Here is an 18,135-nt window from a genome sequence, read left to right on the forward strand (position 1 = left end):
GCTGCCGCCGGAACGCTTCGCGTTCCCACCATGTCGCTCGTCAGGTCATTCCATATGTTTTTCAAGATTGCCGCGCGCTTTGCGTGCGCGGCGGCATTGCTGGTCAGCCCATGGCTGATGGCGATGTCGCATTCGCAGACTCTCACCCTGAGAGCAGCGCTGCAACGCGCGCTCGTTTCCAGTCCGCGCCTTACGGCGGCCGAACGGGACGTCGGGATAGCAACCGGTCAGCATATCCAGGCTGGTGCTCTCCCCAATCCCGAACTGTCCTATGAGCAGGACAATTCGTTTGGCTCAGGTGTTTATCGCGGAACGCGATCTGCCGAGACGACGCTGCAAATAAGCCAGCTATTCGAACTCTTCGGAAAGCGGGAGGCGCGTATTTCGGCAGGCCTCGCAGGTGTCGATGTCGCGACCATCCAGCGCAAGGCGACGCGGCTGGAGATTCTTTCAGAGACCGCGATCGCTTTCGTCAACGTTGTCGGTCTTCAACGCCGCATTCACATTCTCGATCAACAAGTCGTGGCGATCGACAAGATCACGCCCCTTCTCCAACGGCGTGTGGAGGCGGGTGCATCCTCGGTTGCAGAGACGGGGCGGGCCGATGTCGCATCCTCGCTTGTGAAGGCCGACCGCGAGCGTGCCAAGGCGGTGCTCGCGAGCGCGCGCCGCGAGCTTGCTGTTCTGATGGGAGATACCGCGCCGAAATTCTCTGCCGTGTCGGGGCAGCTCGATGTCACGGGCCGACCGCCGACCTTTCAGTCGGTCGTTGCCGCCATCGACGCCAACCCACAGCTCGTGCGCTGGACAGCTCTCTATGCGCAACGCAACGCCGAATTGTTACTTGCGAGGTTAAAGCCGTATCCCGACGTGCGGCTGTCCGCGGGGTGGCGTCATTTTAACGACACCAGGGACGATGCGGTGAGGCTCACGCTCTCGGTGCCGATCCCGCTGTTCGATCAGAATCAGGGAAATATCCTTTCCGCGCAGGAGAATCTTGCCAAGGTTCGGGCTGAGCGGGAAGCCAACCGCAATACGCTCATCGTCGTCGCGGGGCGGGCCTATGACTCGCTGCAAGGCTCGCTCCGCGAACTCGCTGTGTTGCGGGAGACGGCAATTCCAAAAGCGCGACAGGCCTCGGACGCCATATCCGACGGCTACGGGCAAGGGCGGTTCTCGCTGCTTGAGGTGCTCGATGCGCAATCCAGTCTGACCCAAGCCCGCCTGCGCGAGCAGGAGGCGCTGCAAAATTTCCATATTGCCGTAGCCACGATTGAAGGCCTTGTGGGGAATCCGTTTGCTCTTGCGCGGGGGAATGCGCGATGAAAACCTCTACGACCATTGTCATCGCCATCCTTGCCGCCATTGCGGGCGCGACAAGCTATCGGGCGTTGACGCCAAAAGCACCGCACCAACATAGTGAGCGTGGCGTCAAGCAAGAGAAATCAGGCAACGAGCATGTTGCGCATGATGAGCATGGTGGCGACCGCATCCGCATTGGCGATGTAAAGCTGGCAGCGGCCGGTGCGACCTTCGCCGAGGCTGGTCCTGCGACTCTGAACGAGACGCTGAGTTTCAACGGTATCCTGCGGGCGAACCAGGAGACAGTCGTTCAGGTGACGCCGAGGTTTCCCGGGATTGCGCGAGCCATCCGTAAGCGCATAGGCGACATCGTTGTAAAGGACGATCTACTGGCTTCGATCGAGAGCAATCAAAGTCTGACTGTCTACGACCTGAAAGCTCCAATCGGCGGGACGGTCATCGACCGGCAAATATCTCTGGGCGAGTACGCATCCGAGCAAAAGCCATCCTTCGTTATCGCTGATCTGTCGACGATCTGGGTGGACCTGTCGATCTATCGGCAAGATCTGCGGCGGGTTCAGATCGGCAATGAAATATTGATCGATCCGGAAGACGGAATTGGCGAGATCAAGGGTGCGATATCCTACCTTGCGCCGGTTGGAGCAAGCGATACGCAAACAGCGCTTGCGCGCGTCGTTCTCCAAAATCCTGTTGGTCGCCTTCGGCCCGGCCTCTTTGTGACCGCGCGTCTGGTTCTTGCGGAACGGCATGTGCCCGTGGCTGTGAACGCCGGCGCGATACAGACCCTGGATAACAAGACCGTCGTTTTCGTGCGAGAGGAGGAGGACAAGCTTGAGGCGCGCCCTGTCCAGCTCGGAGACACGGATGGAAAATTCGTGGAGGTTCGCGCGGGCATAATGCCGGGGGAGAAATACGTCGCCACTAACTCCTTCGTCGTGAAGGCGGAAATGGGCAAGGGAGATGCCGAACATGATTGAGGCCATTCTCCGTTTCTCAATCCGTCAGCGATGGTTCGTCATGCTGTTCGCCTGGGGGCTGGCAGCCTTCGGCACCTGGAATTTTATGCGGCTTCCGATCGATGCCGTTCCCGACATCACCAATGTCCAGGTGCAAATCAACGTCAGGGCGCCCGGTTATTCGCCGCTTGAGACCGAGCAGCGCATCACCTTTCCGGTTGAAACGGCGATGGCCGGTTTGCCTAAGCTTGACTATACGCGGTCGTTGTCCCGCTACGGGTTGAGCCAGGTGACCGTGGTTTTCCTTGATGGCACCGACATCTATTTCGCGAGGCAATTGGTCAACGAGCGTATCCAGCAGGTGAAGGATCAGATTCCTGCGGGCATCGAAGTCGCGATGGGCCCGGTAGCAACCGGCCTTGGCGAAATCTTCATGTACACGGTCGAAGCCAAAGAGGGCGCCAAGGCACCGGGTGGCAGCGACTATACGCCAAGCGAGCTTCGCGCGATTCAGGACTGGATCATCAAACCGCAGTTACGGAATGTTCCCGGCGTCGTCGAAGTGAACACTATCGGCGGTTTCGAGCGCCAGTTTCATGTCCTGCCCGACCCCGGCAAGCTGATGGCATATAAAATCAGCTTCCGCGATGTGATGACGGCGCTGGCTGCCAACAATGCCAACGTCGGCGCGGGTTATATTGAGCGCAACGGCGAGCAGTATCTGGTTCGAACTCCCGGGCAGGTCGCCAACATTGCCGAGCTCCAGGATATCGTGATAGGCGCCCGAAGCGGCGTACCCGTTCGGGTGAAGGATGTGGCACAGGTGATCGAAGGCAAAGACCTTCGGACCGGAGCCGCGACGCTGGGCGGACAGGAAACCGTGCTCGGCACGGCCTTGCTGCTGATAGGGGAAAATAGCCGCGCGGTTGCGCAGCGTGTCGCGGCAAAGCTAAGCGAGATCGCCAAATCACTTCCGGATGGAGTCGTCGCCAGAACCGTTTACGATCGAACGGACCTTGTCGATGCCACAATCAGGACTGTTCAGAAAAATCTGGTCGAGGGTGCAATCCTCGTCATCGTGGTGTTGTTTTTGATCCTCGGCAACATCCGGGCCGCTCTGGTAACGGCCTGTGTGATCCCGCTCTCCATGACGATGACGATCACCGGCATGGTCGAGAACAAGGTGAGCGCCAATCTGATGAGCTTGGGAGCCATCGATTTCGGCATTATCGTCGATGGCGCGGTTATCATCGTGGAAAACTGTCTGCGACTTCTCGCCGAAGCCCAGCATCGGCGTGGGCGCTTGCTGAACCTTCGGGAGAGAATGGATACGATCCTTCGTGGCTCAGCCGAAGTGATCAAACCGAGTCTGTTCGGAACACTGATCATCGGCGTTGTGTATCTGCCGGTACTCACGCTCACGGGCGTGGAAGGCAAGATGTTCACGCCGATGGCGCTCACGGTGCTGATGGCGCTCGCAGCGGCTGCTTTGTTCTCCATCACTTTTGTTCCGGCTGCGGTTGCCATTGTCGTAACGGGCAAAGTGTCTGAGGAAGAGAACGCTTTTATGCGCGGCGCCAAGCGCATTTACATGCCGTTGCTCGATCGCGCCATCATGTCTCGCCGGGGTGTTGCCATTGCCGCGGCCGTGATCGTCGTGATCAGCGGATTTGCAGCAACGCGAATGGGAGGCGAATTCATCCCGAATCTCGATGAAGGCGATGTTGCCTTGGCGGCGACCCGGATTCCGGGAACGAGTCTCACTCAATCGCTCGATTTGCAGAAAGCGCTCGAAAAACGGATCGGGCAATTGCCGGAAGTGAAAGAATTCTTCACGCGAACCGGTACGGCGGAAGTTGCAACCGATCCTATGGCCCCATCCATGTCGGATGGCTACATCATGTTGAAGCCGCGCGGCGATTGGCCGGATCCGGCCAAGCCGAAAACGCAATTGGTCGAGGAAATCGAGAAAGCGGCCAACGACGTGCCGGGCAGCAATTACGAAGTGAGCCAGCCGATCCAGTTGCGCGTCAATGAACTGATCTCAGGCGTCCGAAGCGACGTCGGCATTAAAATCTTTGGCGACGATCTCGATATCCTGCAAGGAGAGGCGTCCCGGGTAGAGGCTGTGGTCAAAAGCATCCGTGGTGCGACTGACGTGAAGATCGAGCAAGTCGCAGGTCTTCCGATTCTCACGGTCAGGCTCGATCGGCAGGCGTTGTCACGCTACGGTTTAAGCGTGAGCGAAGTTCAGGATGTCGTTGAAATCGCCATAGGCGGCAAGAGCGTCGGCAAACTGTTCGAAGGCGACCGGCGTTTCGACATCGTGGTTCGGCTGCCGGAGCGGCTGAGGGAGAATATCGAGGCAATCCGAGCAATTCCGATACCGTTGCCTGCGGGAGAGTCGGGGACACCTCCAGTTCTGCGCACGGCCTTGTCGGGTACGGCAACCGGGCAACCTCGCTACGTGCCCCTATCGTCCGTCGCGACTGTCGAAGCAGCGCCGGGTCCGAACCAGATTAGTCGTGAGAATGGCAAGCGGCGTATCGTGGTGACCGTCAATGTCCGCGAACGTGACCTCGGATCGTTCGTCGCGGAGGCGCAGGAAGCCGTGGCCCAGAAGGTAAAGCTTCCGGCCGGTTACTGGATCGGGTGGGGCGGACAATTTGAGCAACTCGTCTCCGCGGCAAAGCGGCTCACAATCGTGGTGCCGGTGGCGCTCGCGTTGGTGCTGCTGCTTTTGTTCATGAGCCTCGGTTCGGCTGCAGATGCGCTGTTGGTCTTCAGCGGCGTGCCATTGGCTCTGACCGGCGGCATCGTGGCGTTGCTGTTGCGCGGGATTCCACTCTCGATCAGCGCGGGTGTCGGATTTATCGCGCTCTCTGGCGTCGCTGTTCTCAATGGCCTCGTCATTATTGCGTTTATTGAGCGACTTCGGCGGGAAGGACGATCGGTGCAGGATGCCGTCCGCGAAGGTGCAATGACCAGATTGCGTCCGGTGTTGATGACGGCGCTCGTGGCTTCGCTGGGCTTCGTGCCGATGGCGATCGCGACTGGAGCCGGTGCCGAGGTGCAGCGGCCACTGGCGACAGTCGTCATTGGCGGCATCATATCGTCAACTGTCCTGACGCTGCTCGTGCTTCCCGCCTTGTATGTTCTTTTTCGGAAGGAAGCGGAAGAAGCAGCCGACCCGGATGAAATGGTGTGATGCGCGGCGGAGTCCATCCGCGCTCATCGATGTTGGCGGCAAGCTATCGCGATCAGGCCGGACACAGCACGGCGTTCATGCCTCGGTCGAGTCGCGCGGCCGCGAGCCTTGCAGTCGAGCCGTGAAGCTTAAGTCTGATCGATGTCTTTGAAGAAGACGGCGTAGATGGCACCGATGCAAATCAGCACGGCACAGGCCTCAATGGCCAGAACCCACATGAACAAGGCCGGGTGGGCCTGATACGAGATCCAGCCGGTCGGGGTGAGCCGGCCGCCGTACAGGACCTGCCTGCTCCGAAATGCGCTGATGAAATTGACCAGTGCGCTGATGCTAACGATACACCCCAGAAACAGGGCGGTGAGCTGGCCCTTCCTTGAGTGCCGGAAAGTATTGTTATGGTGCCTGTCGATCGGTTGATGCATGGAACCCCGCCCGCTCTGAAAGTAACAGGCTACCACGCGATATAAAACCTACAAGCAATTTGAGGCTATTTGTCGCCTTGACGGCGCGCCACAGATCAGCCGCCCACCTAAAAAAAAGACCAGGCGGAAACCGCCTGGTCTCAAGGTTGGTCCCTTGGGGGGAATAATTATGCGTTGGCGTTCTGCACCGAGAGGGGCGCCGATGCATTAAGGCCGCTAGCCGCCAATTCGTTGCTGCGCTCGATGTGCGCGCGGCGCATCGGCTTGATCACGAAGACCGCGAGCAGGGCGGCGATCGAGTTGCAAGCCACGGCCACCATGAACACCGACTGCCAGCCATAGTTCTTGGCGAGAATACTGCCGAAGGGCACCAGCAACGCGGCGGTACCCTTGGCGGTGTACAGCATGCCGTTGTTGGTGGTGGCATACTTCGCGCCGAAGGTGTCGCCGGCGGTGGCCGGGAACAGGCTGTAGATTTCGCCGAATACGCCGAAATACACCGCGGTCGCCAGAACGAACACGATCGCCGAGTGTCCGTAGAGCGACAGTGTCAGCAGCATCAGTGCACCGGTGCCGAAGGCGATGAACATCGTGTATTCACGACCAATGGTGTCGGACACAAAACCGAAGATCGGGCGTCCGAAGCCGTCGAAGATACGGTCCAGCGAGATCGCCATCGTTAGGGCCGCCATCTGGAAGCCGAACAGGCTGACCGGCTCACCGGCGATCTTGTAGTCGTGCGCGATCGGTGCGATCTGCGCCGCCGCCATCAGGCCACCCGAGGCGACCAGCACAAAGGTCACATAGAGCACCCAGAAGATCGGGCTGCGCAGAGTTTCGCTCGGCTTGAAGCCATAGACCGTCTGCGGCAGGTTGAGCTTCTTCTTGGTGATCGGAATGTCGAACGTCGGCTTGGTGATGAAGAAGCCGAGGATCAGGACGACGAGGCCCTGACCGAGACCGAAATCGAAGAAGGCGGTCTGATAGCCGCTGGAGCCGATCATGTGGGCGATCGGCACAACGGTCAGCGCTGCGCCTGCGCCGAAGCCGGCAGCGGTTGCGCCCGCAGCGACGCCGCGATGATCGGGGAACCACTTCAGGGCGTTGCCGACGCAGGTGCCGTAAACCGATCCTGCTCCGATGCCGCCCATGACGGCTGCGAGGTACAGCATCTCCACCGAACTCGCGTAGGAATTGACGACCCACGCCAGCGCCGCCATGCAGCCGCCGAACATGATGACGATGCGCGGTCCGAAGCGGTCGACGAACCAGGCCTCAATCGGCACAAGCCAGGTTTCGGTCACGACGAAGAAGGTGAAGGCGAGCTGGATTGCCGCGCGGCCCCAATGATATTTCTGGTCGATGGGGTCGACGAAGAGTGTCCACCCATATTGAAGGTTGGCGACCATCGCCATGCAGCCGAGGCCCATCGCGAGCTGCACCCAGCGATAGATGCCTTGCGCCTCAGCCTCTGACTGAGCTTTCACCGAATTCGTTGTCATGTTTCCTCCTGCCGTGAACTGTTGTCGGGCTCGCAGCCCCGTTCGCAGGCGAAAACTCTGGTATATAATATTCCAATTCTCAATAGTGCGCCGCAACATTGTGTCGGCAACCGCTGCGTCGTGGCGGAATAATAATTGCTATATGAAGCAATAACTTATGAGATGATTTTGAGCTAAATCAGGTTTGATGGAAATTATGACAAAAAATTAAATTCAGGAAATCTACAAGAAGTCGTGATGACTGATTGTCGCAGTGTATGTGTCGGATCGCCGCATATGAGTGATGGGGTCTAACTCATCACCCCTTCGGCGTCAGGTCCGAGCGCACAGAAGACGGGGCGCCGACCATCGGCATTGCCTCGCGGCGCAGACCGATCAGTTCAGCCGCGCGAATGGCCGATTGCTTCCAGAAGCCGAACTGGTTGGCGCGGGAGGTCTCCAGAATCGCGATCCCAACCGCCGAGAGGAACGGCAGGCTTTCGAGGACCAGTACCGCGGCGAAGATGTAGATTTCACGAACGTCTTTCTGGTTGAAGGCAACGAGCACCACTGCGCCCACCAGCAGCAGCGCGCCGATCACCGCTTCCCAGAAGGCCTGGAATTCTACCGACATCCGCGAGAGGCCGCCCTTGGAGGTACGTGCGAACGGCAAATGCTCGGTGATCAGACCGTTGGCGACGGCGCGCGAAACGGTCCATTGCACCGACATCGCCGCGATCATCGCGCCGAGCAACTGGCCGAGTGTGACTTTGACGCGGAGCCGGTAGAGCGCGACGAAATGCACGAGCGAGACCACGAACGCGGCAATGATCGGCAGCGTCAGGATTTTGTCGGGGATGGCGATGTCGGCGAACGAGACCACCGGCACCCAGATCAGATTGAGAATCGCGACCACGACGCCGAGGCTTTCCGCGCCGAGCCAGTTCAGCCAGCCAAGGGTGAATTCGCGTTTCTGGCCGGGAGACAGGCGGCTCGCGCCGGGCAGGAAGCGCCGCCAATGCTTCTTGACGATCTGGAAGCCGCCATAGGCCCAGCGGTGGCGCTGCTTGCGGAACGCCTCATAAGTGTCGGGGAGCAGGCCGAAGCCGTAGCGCGTATTGGTGTAATGCGTGCTCCAGCCATGCTCGATGATGGCGAGGCCAAGGTCTGTGTCCTCGCAGATGGTGTCGCCTGCCCAGCCGCCCGCCATTTCCATCGCGGCGCGGCGGATCAGGCACATCGTGCCGTGGACGATGATGGCGTCTTGTTCGTTACGCTGAACCATGCCGATGTCGAAGAACCCGGCATATTCGCCGTTCATGGCGTAGTGCATCAGCGACTGGTTGCCGTCGCGATGATCCTGCGGGGCCTGCACAAGGCCCACATGCGGGTCGGCGAAGGCGGGCACGAGATCCTTGAGCCAGTTCGGCGTTACCACATAGTCGGCGTCAATGATGCCGATGATCTCCGCGTCGGCAGCCGTGCGTTCCATCGCGATGCGCAGCGCGCCGGCCTTGAAGCCGATCACCTTCTCTGCATTGATGAAGATGAAACGCTCGCCGAGCGTGCGGCAATGGTCCTGGATCGGTTGCCAGAAGGCCGGATCTGGCGTGTTGTTGATGATGACCACGCACTCAAAATTCGGGTAGTCGAGCCGGGCCACGGCATCGAGCGTCTGCTTGAGCATCTCCGGCGGCTCGAAATAGGCCGGGATATGAATCGAGACTTTCGGGAATTTGCCGTCGGCGGGTGCGGGCAGGGGCCTGTCGATCAGCCGTTGCGGGCGGCGGCCGAAGGCGACGGTGGCAATCTCCTCGATGCGCGCCATCGCAATCAGAATGAGCGGCACCAGCAGGATCATGCCGAGCGTCAGCGCGAAAGCGGAGCCGAACACGAAGTAATGCGTGTTCCAGTAGGAGAACACGGTGGCCATCCAGGCGCCGACGCCATTGGCGGCGACGGTCAGGACAAAGACCTGCAGGATCGTCGGATGCACCAGGCGGAAGATCGGCAACGACATCAGGATGCCGACCAGCACCGCGATCGCCGCGACCTTCCAGTAATCCGGGTCGACGATCGGGCCGGTCCATGGGAATTTAGGTTCACGCGATGCGTTCAGAATGCCCCAGTAAGGGCCGACGCCGCCTTCGAAAAACTTCCATGGCTGGTCGATAGCTTCGACGATGTTGTAGTCGAGCCCGATCGACTCGGCTCTGGTGACGAAATTGCGCAGGATCGAGGCCTGTTCGAACGGGCCGGGTTCGGCGCTCTTCAGGTTGTAGCCCTGGCTCGGCCAGCCGAACTCCGCGACTACCACCCGCTTGCCGGGAAAGCTGTCCCGCAGCAGCTTGGAGATCGTCATGGCGTAATCGACGGCAGATCCTGCGGGAATATTGTTCCAGTAAGGCAGGATGTGCGCGGCGATGAAATCTACGGACGAGGAGAGTCTCGGCTCGTCGCGCCACATGCTCCAGATTTCGCCCGTCGTGACGGGAACATTGACCTGACGCTTCACGCGCTGGATGTAGTCGATCAGTTCGTCAACCTTCAAATCGGCGCGGTAGAGCGTTTCGTTGCCGACGACGACAGCGATGACGTTGCTGTTGTGTTTGGCAAGGTCAATGGCAGCGGCGATCTCGCGCTCGTTGCGGTCGAGATGCTTATCGAGCCAGGCGCCGACCGTGACCTTCAGTCCGAATTCGGCTGCAATCGGTGGAACCAATTCGACGCCACCGGTGGACGAGTAAAGGCGGATCGCTTTGGTGATCTTTGATAGCTTGCGTAGGTCGTCGCGGATTTTCTCGACGCTCGGGATGTTATCGACGCCGGGATGGGCGCTTCCCTCAAACGGGGCATAGGACACGCTCGGCAGCATGCCGCGGAAGTCGGGCGCCGTTTCCTTCTTTTCGAGCAGACCCCAGAGGGCGGCATGAGCCGCGGCCACACAAATCAGAACGGCGATTACCGCGCGCATCGCAAACCCTTGAACCGACATGACAAGACACCGGATCGGTCCCAGGTCCGGCCGTGGCGAAGACAGACGCCTATACAATCACGCTTTTACATGACGCGCTTTAACATCTGGTATGGCGTCGTGGCGTTTTTATGGGCGCGGACCACTATGAGGCGATTCCGTGCCGCAGCGGACTACTTGGCCGGTGCCGCGGGTTTCGCGGGGGGCGCGGCGGGCGGCGTTGGCGGCGGGAAGTTGCTGTTTTGCGGTTGGGCGGACGGGTTGATCCAGCACGCTTGGATGCGGGTGTTCAGCGTATCAGGAATCTTGTTGTCGATGGTCGCACCGAAGCGAACGAGGCAGCGGAAGGTCGCCTGCACATGCCCGCCGGGGCAGCCGAAGCGATCATAGAGGTCGAGGTGGCGGAAGGCGGTGTCGAGATCGTCGCGCCACATCAGGTTGACCACGCGGCGGCCGAGCCAGACGCATTCCGGGTTGCCTGCGGGGCCGTTGATGGCCTTGGCTGCCTCGGCGAACTCGTCGGTGCGCTTCTGTGCTTCGCGGTTGTCCTGGGCTGTGGCGGCGGGGGCTGCTTTGCTCTGATCCTGACCCTTTTCGTTGGTCTGGGCGCTGGCGGCGCTTGCGAGACCAAGGCTTGCGGCAAGCAATAGTGCCGAGATGGCCGCGCCACGAAACGGCATAGTCTTGAGGACAGCGAAGTGATGACCCATGATTTCCCCGATCGAACCCGTTCGTGCGAGCCCTTGTGTTGGAAGGAGGCTCCCCGCCGAAGGCGAGACCACCTGTTGACGCGCAAATGAGCCCCCAATGCGGCGGTCATTTCCGGCCCAGATTCCCATGAAACACAATCGCGATTTTGTCCAGCGCGTCGCGGAAAACCTGCCCGGCAAGGCTGGAATACCATCAAAGTTGGTGGGCAAGGGGCGGTGGCTCTTGGCAGCGCAGGTCCAAGCGGCTAATCGACAGCTTCGGAGGGTGAACACATTTCGTTGCGAACGCCGCTAGCGCTTCTGGTCCTCTCGCTTTGCGTGATTGCCGGGACATGGATCTGGCTCGGCGAGCCGGTGCCGCGCGCGCGCGCGCCGCTCGATCCCGCGCAGAAGCTGGAATGCGTGTCCTACACGCCGTTCCGTGGCGCGCAGAGCCCGCTCGATCCGTCGCTGCACGTGCCGGTTCAGCAGATCGCGCAGGATCTTGCCCAACTCGCCAAGATCACCAATTGCATCCGCACCTATTCGGTGGACAGCGGCCTCGACCAGGTGCCGGGCGAGGCGGCGAAAGTCGGGCTGAAGGTCATTCAGGGCATCTGGCTCGGCAGCAACCGTTTCAGGAACAGCCTGCAGATCGACACCGCCGTGGCGCTGGCGAAGCGTTATCCCGGAACGATCGAGGCGCTGGTGGTCGGCAACGAGGTGTTGCTGCGCGGCGAGATGACCGCAGCCGATCTGGTTGCGACGATTCGCTACGTTAAATCCCGCGTTGAAAACATGCCGGTCACCTACGCGGACGTGTGGGAATTCTGGCTGCGCAACCGCGAGATTTATAATGCGGTCGATTTCGTCACCATTCACATCCTGCCGTACTGGGAAGATTTTCCGGTGCGCGCGAAATACGCGGCGGGCCATGTCGACCAGATTCGCAAACGCGTGGCGGTGGCGTTTCCCAACAAGGAAATCCTGATCGGCGAAACCGGCTGGCCAAGCGCCGGCCGCATGCGCGACGGCGCGCTCCCCTCGCTTGCCAATCAGGCATTCGTGGTGTCGCAGATTCTCGCTCTGGCGAAAGCGGAGAAATTCCGCGTCAACCTGATCGAGGCCTATGACCAGCCCTGGAAGCGCCAGCTCGAGGGCACCGTCGGCGGCTATTGGGGCTTGTTCAGCAACGAAACCCGGCAGCCGAAATATGTGCCGGGCCAGCCGATCACCAACCATCCGATGTGGAAATATCAGATGGGCGGCGGGCTTGCCTTCTGCATCCTGATGTATGTCGTGGCGTTCGCGGCATTGCGGCGCAGGCCATGGTCGCCCCGTTTGTCCTCGTGGCTGTTCGTGGGGGTGAGCGCCACTATCGGCGGCGTCTTTGCGGGCTGGGGCGTGGAAAAGGTCCAGGTCGAGAGTTTCGGCATCGGTGGCTGGGTCGCCAACAGCGCGTTGCTCGCCGGGGCTCTTGCGGTGGCCATCCTTTCCGCGATGGCGATGGTGACGGGCCGCTGCCTGCCGACCTTCATCGAGTTGATCGGCCCGCGTGAGGAACGCACGGATTCCAAGACGCTGCGTGCGCTGGGCTTTGCACTGGCGGTGGTGGTGGTGCTCGCGACGGAGACGGCGCTGGGGTTCGTATTCGATCCGCGCTACCGCGATTTCCCGTTCGTGGCGCTGACGATCGCGGCCGTGCCAGCATTGCTGCTGATGCTTCTCAATGGTCCGCCGCTCAATGGCCGGCGGCCGATCGCGGAAACGACCTTTGCCGTGCTGCTGGCGTTGAGCGTGGTTTACATCGGCTTCAACGAAGGGTCGGCGAACTGGCAGTCACTGTGGACCTGCGGGGCCTATGCGCTGCTGGCGTTCACGCTGTCGCTGGCGCGGGTCGCGCGAACCCCAAAATCATCAACGCGATAGCGACGCCCGATAATCCGATATTGTAAAGCACGATGCCGAACCCGGCGGCGACGAGGCCGGCCGTCAGTGTGACCACCGAGGGCCGGATGACGTGCAGAACCGCGATGATGAGCGCGGCAAGGCCGAACACGTCGTTCTTGAACAGATAGGTGATCATCAGCCGCGTCTTGCAGAGCATGGTCGGCAGGCCGCCATCGCAGGCAAGCGCCACCGGTGAGTACTCGATGGCCAAATAGCGCAGATACAGCGCATAGCCGATGCTGAGAAAGCCGACGACCAGCAGCCACTGCACCTGCACCGGGCTCGGGCGGAATGGGCGCTTCTTTTCGATCTCGCGAAGCTGGGTCGGGTCGCCGGGCGGAAGGGGATCGGCCATGAGGTCTCTCAAGAAAGGTCTCAGGATCGCGGGCTGGGCCTGCGGATCAACCATTGAAGAACGAGAAACCGCGGCTCGCAGCCGGTTCCGGGGCTGGCTGGGGCTGCGGTTGCTGCTGCGGTGGTGGGGGTTCTTCTACCCGCTTTTCGACGTGACTGCGAGCTTGGCGGCGCGGTTTCTCACGCGGAACCCGGGCTCCCAGAGGGGACTCCAGCGCAAGCCGCTGCCCGTCGAACAGGGCCGTTTCGCAACGGTGCCGGTTGGCAATCAGGCCGGCGCAGAGTTTCGCTGCGGCGGCTGCGTCGTTCAATGGGCCGGCGACGAGGTGAAGGCGAAGGCCGAGTCCGTTCTGGCCCTCACGGACGACGATCAACGGCTGAAGCGATCCCACGAGGTCGGGGACCTTTTTGAGGGCGTTACGCCAGACCGCTCGCAATCCTTCGACCGAGTTGGCCGACCCCAGATCGACGCCGAACTCGACCGGACGGACGATCTTCTCTGGGGCCGCTTCGGCAGGCTCAGGCTTTGGCGGTGTGAGCGAGGCGACCGTGAGGGGGCCGAACTCGCCTTCTTCGTGCGGCAGCGGAGCAGGGGCGTCGGGAGCTTTCGGCTTTGCTTCCGGCTCCGGCGCAGGTTCGATTTTTGTGGTGGGCAGAGGCGGCAATTTGGCAGCTGCCGTCACCGGCAGTTTGACTTCGGGCAGCGCAGGCGGGGCGGTTGAGGCAGGTGCGGCGAGGATTGGTGCGGCGCTCGCCACGATTGCGGGTGTGCCGATGATCGGAGCCGCGCCCGATTTAGGCCACGAGGAGGCGGATGACGGCATTGCAAGCGCGCCGGTGACGGAATCGAGACTCTGTTCGACCACGGTGACGCGCGCGAACAGGCGGTCGCGATCGTTGTTGAGCGTGTCGATAGCGGCTGCAAGACGGCGGTTTTCGGTTTTTGTCTCCCGTTCGACCGCCTGCAATTGCTGGCTTTGGCGGGAGACCTCGGCCATGCGTTCGTGCTCGCGGCCGCTGGAATAATGCACCACCATCATCGCGGCGGCGACGGCGCAAACGGAAGCCGCGCCCCATGACCCGAGGCGCCACGCCGCGCGGCGGTCGAACTCTTCCTCATCCGCGAAAAGACGAGACAGCCAGCCGCCGGAATCGGCGTCATCGTCGATCTGATCGAGCTTGGCGCGATCATTCCGCATGGTCAGGTAACGGCCCCCGAGATTCCCCCACGAATCAGCCTTACAATTTTAACAGGAACATCTGCTGGATGCGCGCTACTCCTTGATTCAGCCTGATTTGTACCCCGCCGGTGAATTCCATCCCGCCCGGAAAGGCTCTATGACAACCGCACTGTGCCGTTCCGAATCCGGGAGCGGCTCCTTATCGTGATCCCAGGACGCCCATGACCGACCGCTCCAGCCTCACTCTTGTCCTTGCAGCCGGCGAAGGAACGCGGATGCGCTCCACGCTGCCCAAGGTGCTGCACGAGGTTGCGGGACGCTCATTGCTGGCCAATGTGCTGCTGGCGGCCCCCGCAGGCAAGCAGGATCGTCTTGCGGTCGTCGTCGGTCCCGATCATCAGGCGGTGTCGGATGAGGCGCGCAAGTTGCGGCCGCAGGCGCAGGTGTTCGTCCAGAGCGAGCGCAAGGGCACGGCGCATGCGGTGCTGGCGGCGCGCACGGCCATAGCGGAAGGCGCGGACGATTTGCTGGTCGTGTTCGGCGATACGCCGCTTGTGACCGCCGAGACGTTTGCCCGTCTGCGTGCGGCGCTCGCGGGGAATGTCGCGATGGCGGTGCTCGGTTTCCGCGCCAAGGACCCGACCGGCTACGGCCGCCTGCTGGTCGAAGGCGATCAGTTGGTTGCCATTCGCGAACAGGCCGACGCCAATGAGGCCGAGCGGAGGGTCGATCTTTGCAATGCCGGGATGATGGCGTTCGCGGGCAAGACCGCGCTGCAGATTTTCGACCGGATCGGCAATGCAAACAGCAAGGGCGAATACTATCTGACAGACGCGGTCGGTATCGCGCGTGAGATGGGATTGCGCGCGACCGTGATCGAAACCCATGAGGACGAAGTGCGCGGCATCAACACCAAGACTCAATTGGCGGAAGCCGAAAACGTGATGCAGCAGCGACTGCGGCGCGAGGCGATGGAGGCGGGGGTCACGCTGGTCGCGCCGGAGACGGTGTTTTTGTCAAGCGACACCACCTTCGGCCGCGACGTCGTGATCGAGCCGTTCGTCGTGATCGGCCCCGGCGTCAGCATCGCTGACGGCGCGGTGATCCATTCGTTCTCGCATGTAACGCAATCCTCGATCGGCAAGAAGGTCTCGGTCGGGCCTTACGCGCGCATCCGTCCCGGCACGTCGCTTGGCGAAGGTGTACGGATCGGCAATTTCGTCGAGACGAAAGCGGCGGTGCTGGAAAGCGGCGTCAAGGTCAACCATCTGTCCTATGTCGGCGATGCGCATGTCGGCACCAATGCCAACATCGGCGCGGGCACGATCATGTGCAACTACGACGGCTTCGACAAACACCGCACCGAGGTGGGTGCTGGCGCATTCGTCGGCTCGAATTCCTCGCTGGTGGCACCTGTGAAGATCGGCGCAGGCTCCTATATCGGCTCTGGCTCCGTCATCACCCGCGAAGTGCCGGAGGATGCGCTGGTGGTCGAGCGCAACGAGCAGGTGACTCGGCCGGGCTGGGCCAAGCGCTACCGCGAGCGCAAGGCGGAGGCCAGGAAGACCAAGACATGACGGCTTTTTCATCAAACGCCCGGCTGATGGGCGTTAATCATGAATCGGATGTGGGAATTCGCAACAATTCTTGAGCCGCGGTTCGTGCGATACTTGGTTATGAGATTTCCTCTTTTCGATCGTCAAAGGGCTTAAAACCGCATGTGCGGCATTGTCGGAATTCTGGGCCGCCAGCCCGTGGCAGATCTTCTGGTGGACGCGCTGAAGCGGCTCGAATATCGCGGTTATGATTCCGCGGGTGTTGCCACGCTGGAAGGCGCGCATATCGAGCGCCGCCGCGCTGAGGGTAAGCTAAAGAATCTGGAAGCTCGGCTGAAATCCTCGCCACTGCTCGGGCGTGTCGGTATCGGGCACACCCGCTGGGCGACGCACGGCAAACCGACCGAGAACAACGCGCATCCGCACGCCAGCGGCAAGGTTGCGGTGGTTCACAACGGCATCATCGAGAATTTCCGCGAGTTGCGCGCCGAACTGGAGCGCGACGGCGCCAAGTTCGACAGCGAAACCGACACCGAGGTCGTCGCGCACTTGGTGAATTCGTATCTCGCCAAGGGATTCTCACCGCAGGACGCGGTGAAAGAGGCGCTGCCGAAACTGCGCGGCGCATTTGCGCTCGGCTTCGTGTTTGAAGGCCACGACAATCTGATGATCGGTGCGCGCAAGGGCTCGCCGCTCGCGATCGGCTACGGCGATGGCGAAATGTATCTCGGCTCCGACGCGATCGCGCTGGCGCCGTTCACCGATGACATCAGCTATCTCGAAGATGGCGACTGGGCCGTGCTGACGCGCGAAGGCGCAAGTGTGTTCAACGAGAAAAATGAGCCGGTGAAGCGCGACGTGCTCAAGTCCGGCGCATCGACCTTCATGGTGGACAAGGCCAACTATCGCCACTTCATGGCCAAGGAAATCCATGAACAGCCGGAAGTCGTCGGCCATACGCTGGCGCGTTATGTCGACATGGCGACGGATCAGGTTTCGCTTCCGGTGAAACTCCCGTTCGATTTCTCTAAAATCGGCCGCATCTCCATCAGCGCCTGCGGCACCGCGAGCTATGCAGGATTTGTCGCCAAATATTGGTTCGAACGGTTTGCGCGTCTGCCGGTCGAACTCGATGTGGCGTCGGAATTTCGCTACCGCGAAGCGCCGCTGCGCAAGGGCGATCTGGCAATCTTCATTTCGCAGTCGGGCGAGACGGCCGACACACTTGCGGCGCTGCGCTATGCCAAGGCGCAAGGTCTGCATACGATCTCCGTCGTCAACGTCACCACTTCGACGATTGCGCGCGAAAGCGAAACGGTGCTGCCAACATTGGCGGGCCCCGAGATCGGCGTGGCCTCCACCAAGGCGTTCACCTGCCAATTGATGGTGCTCGCGGCGCTCGCGGTTGCGGCCGGCAAGGCGCGGGGCGAGCTCACCGCTGAGGATGAAGGCAGGCTCGTTCACGCGCTGGTCGAAGTGCCGCGCCTGATGAGCGCCGCGCTTTCGCTGGAACCGCAAATCGAGAAGCTCGCACGCGACATCGCCAAGGCGCAGGACGTGCTCTATCTCGGGCGCGGCACGAGCTATCCGCTGGCGCTGGAAGGCGCGCTGAAGCTGAAGGAGATTTCCTACATTCACGCCGAAGGCTATGCCGCGGGCGAACTCAAGCATGGCCCGATCGCGCTGATCGACGAGAAAATGCCGGTGGTGGTGATCGCTCCTCACGACCGTGTTTTTGAGAAGACCGTCTCCAACATGCAGGAGGTTGCTGCGCGTGGGGGACGCATCGTGCTGATGACCGATGCGCAGGGTCAACGGGAGGCGACGGTGGAGTCCCTCGAAACCATCGTATTACCCGATATGCCCGCGACCGTGACGCCGCTTGTCTATGCGGTGCCGGTCCAACTTCTAGCCTATCATACGGCCGTCATCATGGGCACCGACGTCGATCAGCCACGGAACCTGGCAAAATCCGTCACAGTCGAATGACAAACTGACGCAGACGGAGCGGGGATTTTAAGTCTTCTGCAACCATGGTCTC

The 18,135-nt window shown here is 61.1% G+C and carries 12 protein-coding genes; 6 read left to right on the plus strand and 6 right to left on the minus strand.

All coding sequences use genetic code 11. From position 1 onward, the window contains the following. The first annotated feature begins 54 nt into the window (after nt 1–54). Genes ihpA through AC1RNA_RS11820 form a run of 3 tightly spaced genes read left to right on the plus strand, consistent with a single transcriptional unit; the run spans nt 55 to nt 5,487 of the window. A complete protein-coding gene (ihpA, locus tag AC1RNA_RS11810) occupies nt 55–1,326 on the plus strand; it encodes a divalent metal ion exporter subunit IhpA (protein WP_492951239.1) in 1,272 nt (423 codons plus the stop codon). Next, complete coding sequence (gene ihpB, locus AC1RNA_RS11815) at nt 1,323–2,300, plus strand: divalent metal ion exporter adaptor subunit IhpB (RefSeq protein WP_492951240.1); 978 nt, start codon at nt 1,323–1,325, stop codon at nt 2,298–2,300. Before ihpA ends, ihpB begins: the two co-directional genes overlap by 4 nt. Continuing rightward, nucleotides 2,293–5,487: an efflux RND transporter permease subunit gene (locus AC1RNA_RS11820; RefSeq protein ID WP_492951241.1), complete on the plus strand. Its 3,195-nt coding sequence runs from the start codon at nt 2,293–2,295 to the stop codon at nt 5,485–5,487. Before ihpB ends, AC1RNA_RS11820 begins: the two co-directional genes overlap by 8 nt. A 128-nt stretch (nt 5,488–5,615) precedes the next feature. Here AC1RNA_RS11820 and AC1RNA_RS11825 read toward each other — a convergent pair whose 3' ends face one another. The 4 genes from AC1RNA_RS11825 to AC1RNA_RS11840 form a co-directional block, all read right to left on the minus strand. Then, on the minus strand, nt 5,616–5,909 hold the full coding sequence (locus tag AC1RNA_RS11825; protein ID WP_009339536.1) for a hypothetical protein: 294 nt from the start codon (nt 5,907–5,909) through the stop codon (nt 5,616–5,618). Between the two features lie 167 nt (nt 5,910–6,076). Continuing rightward, nucleotides 6,077–7,411: an oxalate/formate MFS antiporter gene (gene oxlT / locus AC1RNA_RS11830; protein WP_492951242.1), complete on the minus strand. Its 1,335-nt coding sequence runs from the start codon at nt 7,409–7,411 to the stop codon at nt 6,077–6,079. A 298-nt stretch (nt 7,412–7,709) separates the two neighbouring features. After that, nucleotides 7,710–10,364: a glycosyltransferase gene (locus AC1RNA_RS11835; RefSeq protein ID WP_492951543.1), complete on the minus strand. Its 2,655-nt coding sequence runs from the start codon at nt 10,362–10,364 to the stop codon at nt 7,710–7,712. A 173-nt stretch (nt 10,365–10,537) separates the two neighbouring features. Further along, the gene (locus AC1RNA_RS11840) at nt 10,538–11,074 is read right to left on the minus strand and encodes a hypothetical protein (protein WP_048756041.1); all 537 of its coding nucleotides are present in this window, start codon (nt 11,072–11,074) and stop codon (nt 10,538–10,540) included. A 279-nt stretch (nt 11,075–11,353) separates the two neighbouring features. Between AC1RNA_RS11840 and AC1RNA_RS11845 the strand changes: the two genes are divergently transcribed. Next, nucleotides 11,354–12,982 carry a glycoside hydrolase family 17 protein gene (locus tag AC1RNA_RS11845; protein ID WP_009339532.1) on the plus strand — a complete coding sequence of 543 codons (1,629 nt, stop codon included), beginning with the start codon at nt 11,354–11,356 and terminating at the stop codon, nt 12,980–12,982. Here AC1RNA_RS11845 and AC1RNA_RS11850 read toward each other — a convergent pair. Together AC1RNA_RS11850 and AC1RNA_RS11855 are read right to left on the minus strand one after the other, a co-directional pair. Further along, complete coding sequence (locus AC1RNA_RS11850) at nt 12,930–13,358, minus strand: hypothetical protein (protein WP_009339531.1); 429 nt, start codon at nt 13,356–13,358, stop codon at nt 12,930–12,932. The genes AC1RNA_RS11845 and AC1RNA_RS11850 overlap by 53 nt on opposite strands. A gap of 46 nt (nt 13,359–13,404) precedes the next feature. Then, nucleotides 13,405–14,556 carry a hypothetical protein gene (locus tag AC1RNA_RS11855; protein ID WP_492951243.1) on the minus strand — a complete coding sequence of 384 codons (1,152 nt, stop codon included), beginning with the start codon at nt 14,554–14,556 and terminating at the stop codon, nt 13,405–13,407. Between the two features lie 203 nt (nt 14,557–14,759). On the opposite strand from AC1RNA_RS11855, the gene glmU reads away from it, so the two are divergent. Both glmU and glmS read left to right on the plus strand, forming a co-directional pair. Then, nucleotides 14,760–16,115 carry a bifunctional UDP-N-acetylglucosamine diphosphorylase/glucosamine-1-phosphate N-acetyltransferase GlmU gene (glmU, locus tag AC1RNA_RS11860; RefSeq protein ID WP_048756047.1) on the plus strand — a complete coding sequence of 452 codons (1,356 nt, stop codon included), beginning with the start codon at nt 14,760–14,762 and terminating at the stop codon, nt 16,113–16,115. A gap of 141 nt (nt 16,116–16,256) precedes the next feature. After that, on the plus strand, nt 16,257–18,083 hold the full coding sequence (gene glmS / locus AC1RNA_RS11865; RefSeq protein WP_492951244.1) for a glutamine--fructose-6-phosphate transaminase (isomerizing): 1,827 nt from the start codon (nt 16,257–16,259) through the stop codon (nt 18,081–18,083). The last annotated feature ends 52 nt before the right edge of the window (nt 18,084–18,135 follow it).

The sequence above is a fragment of the Afipia sp. GW821-FHT14H12 genome (assembly GCF_058803465.1).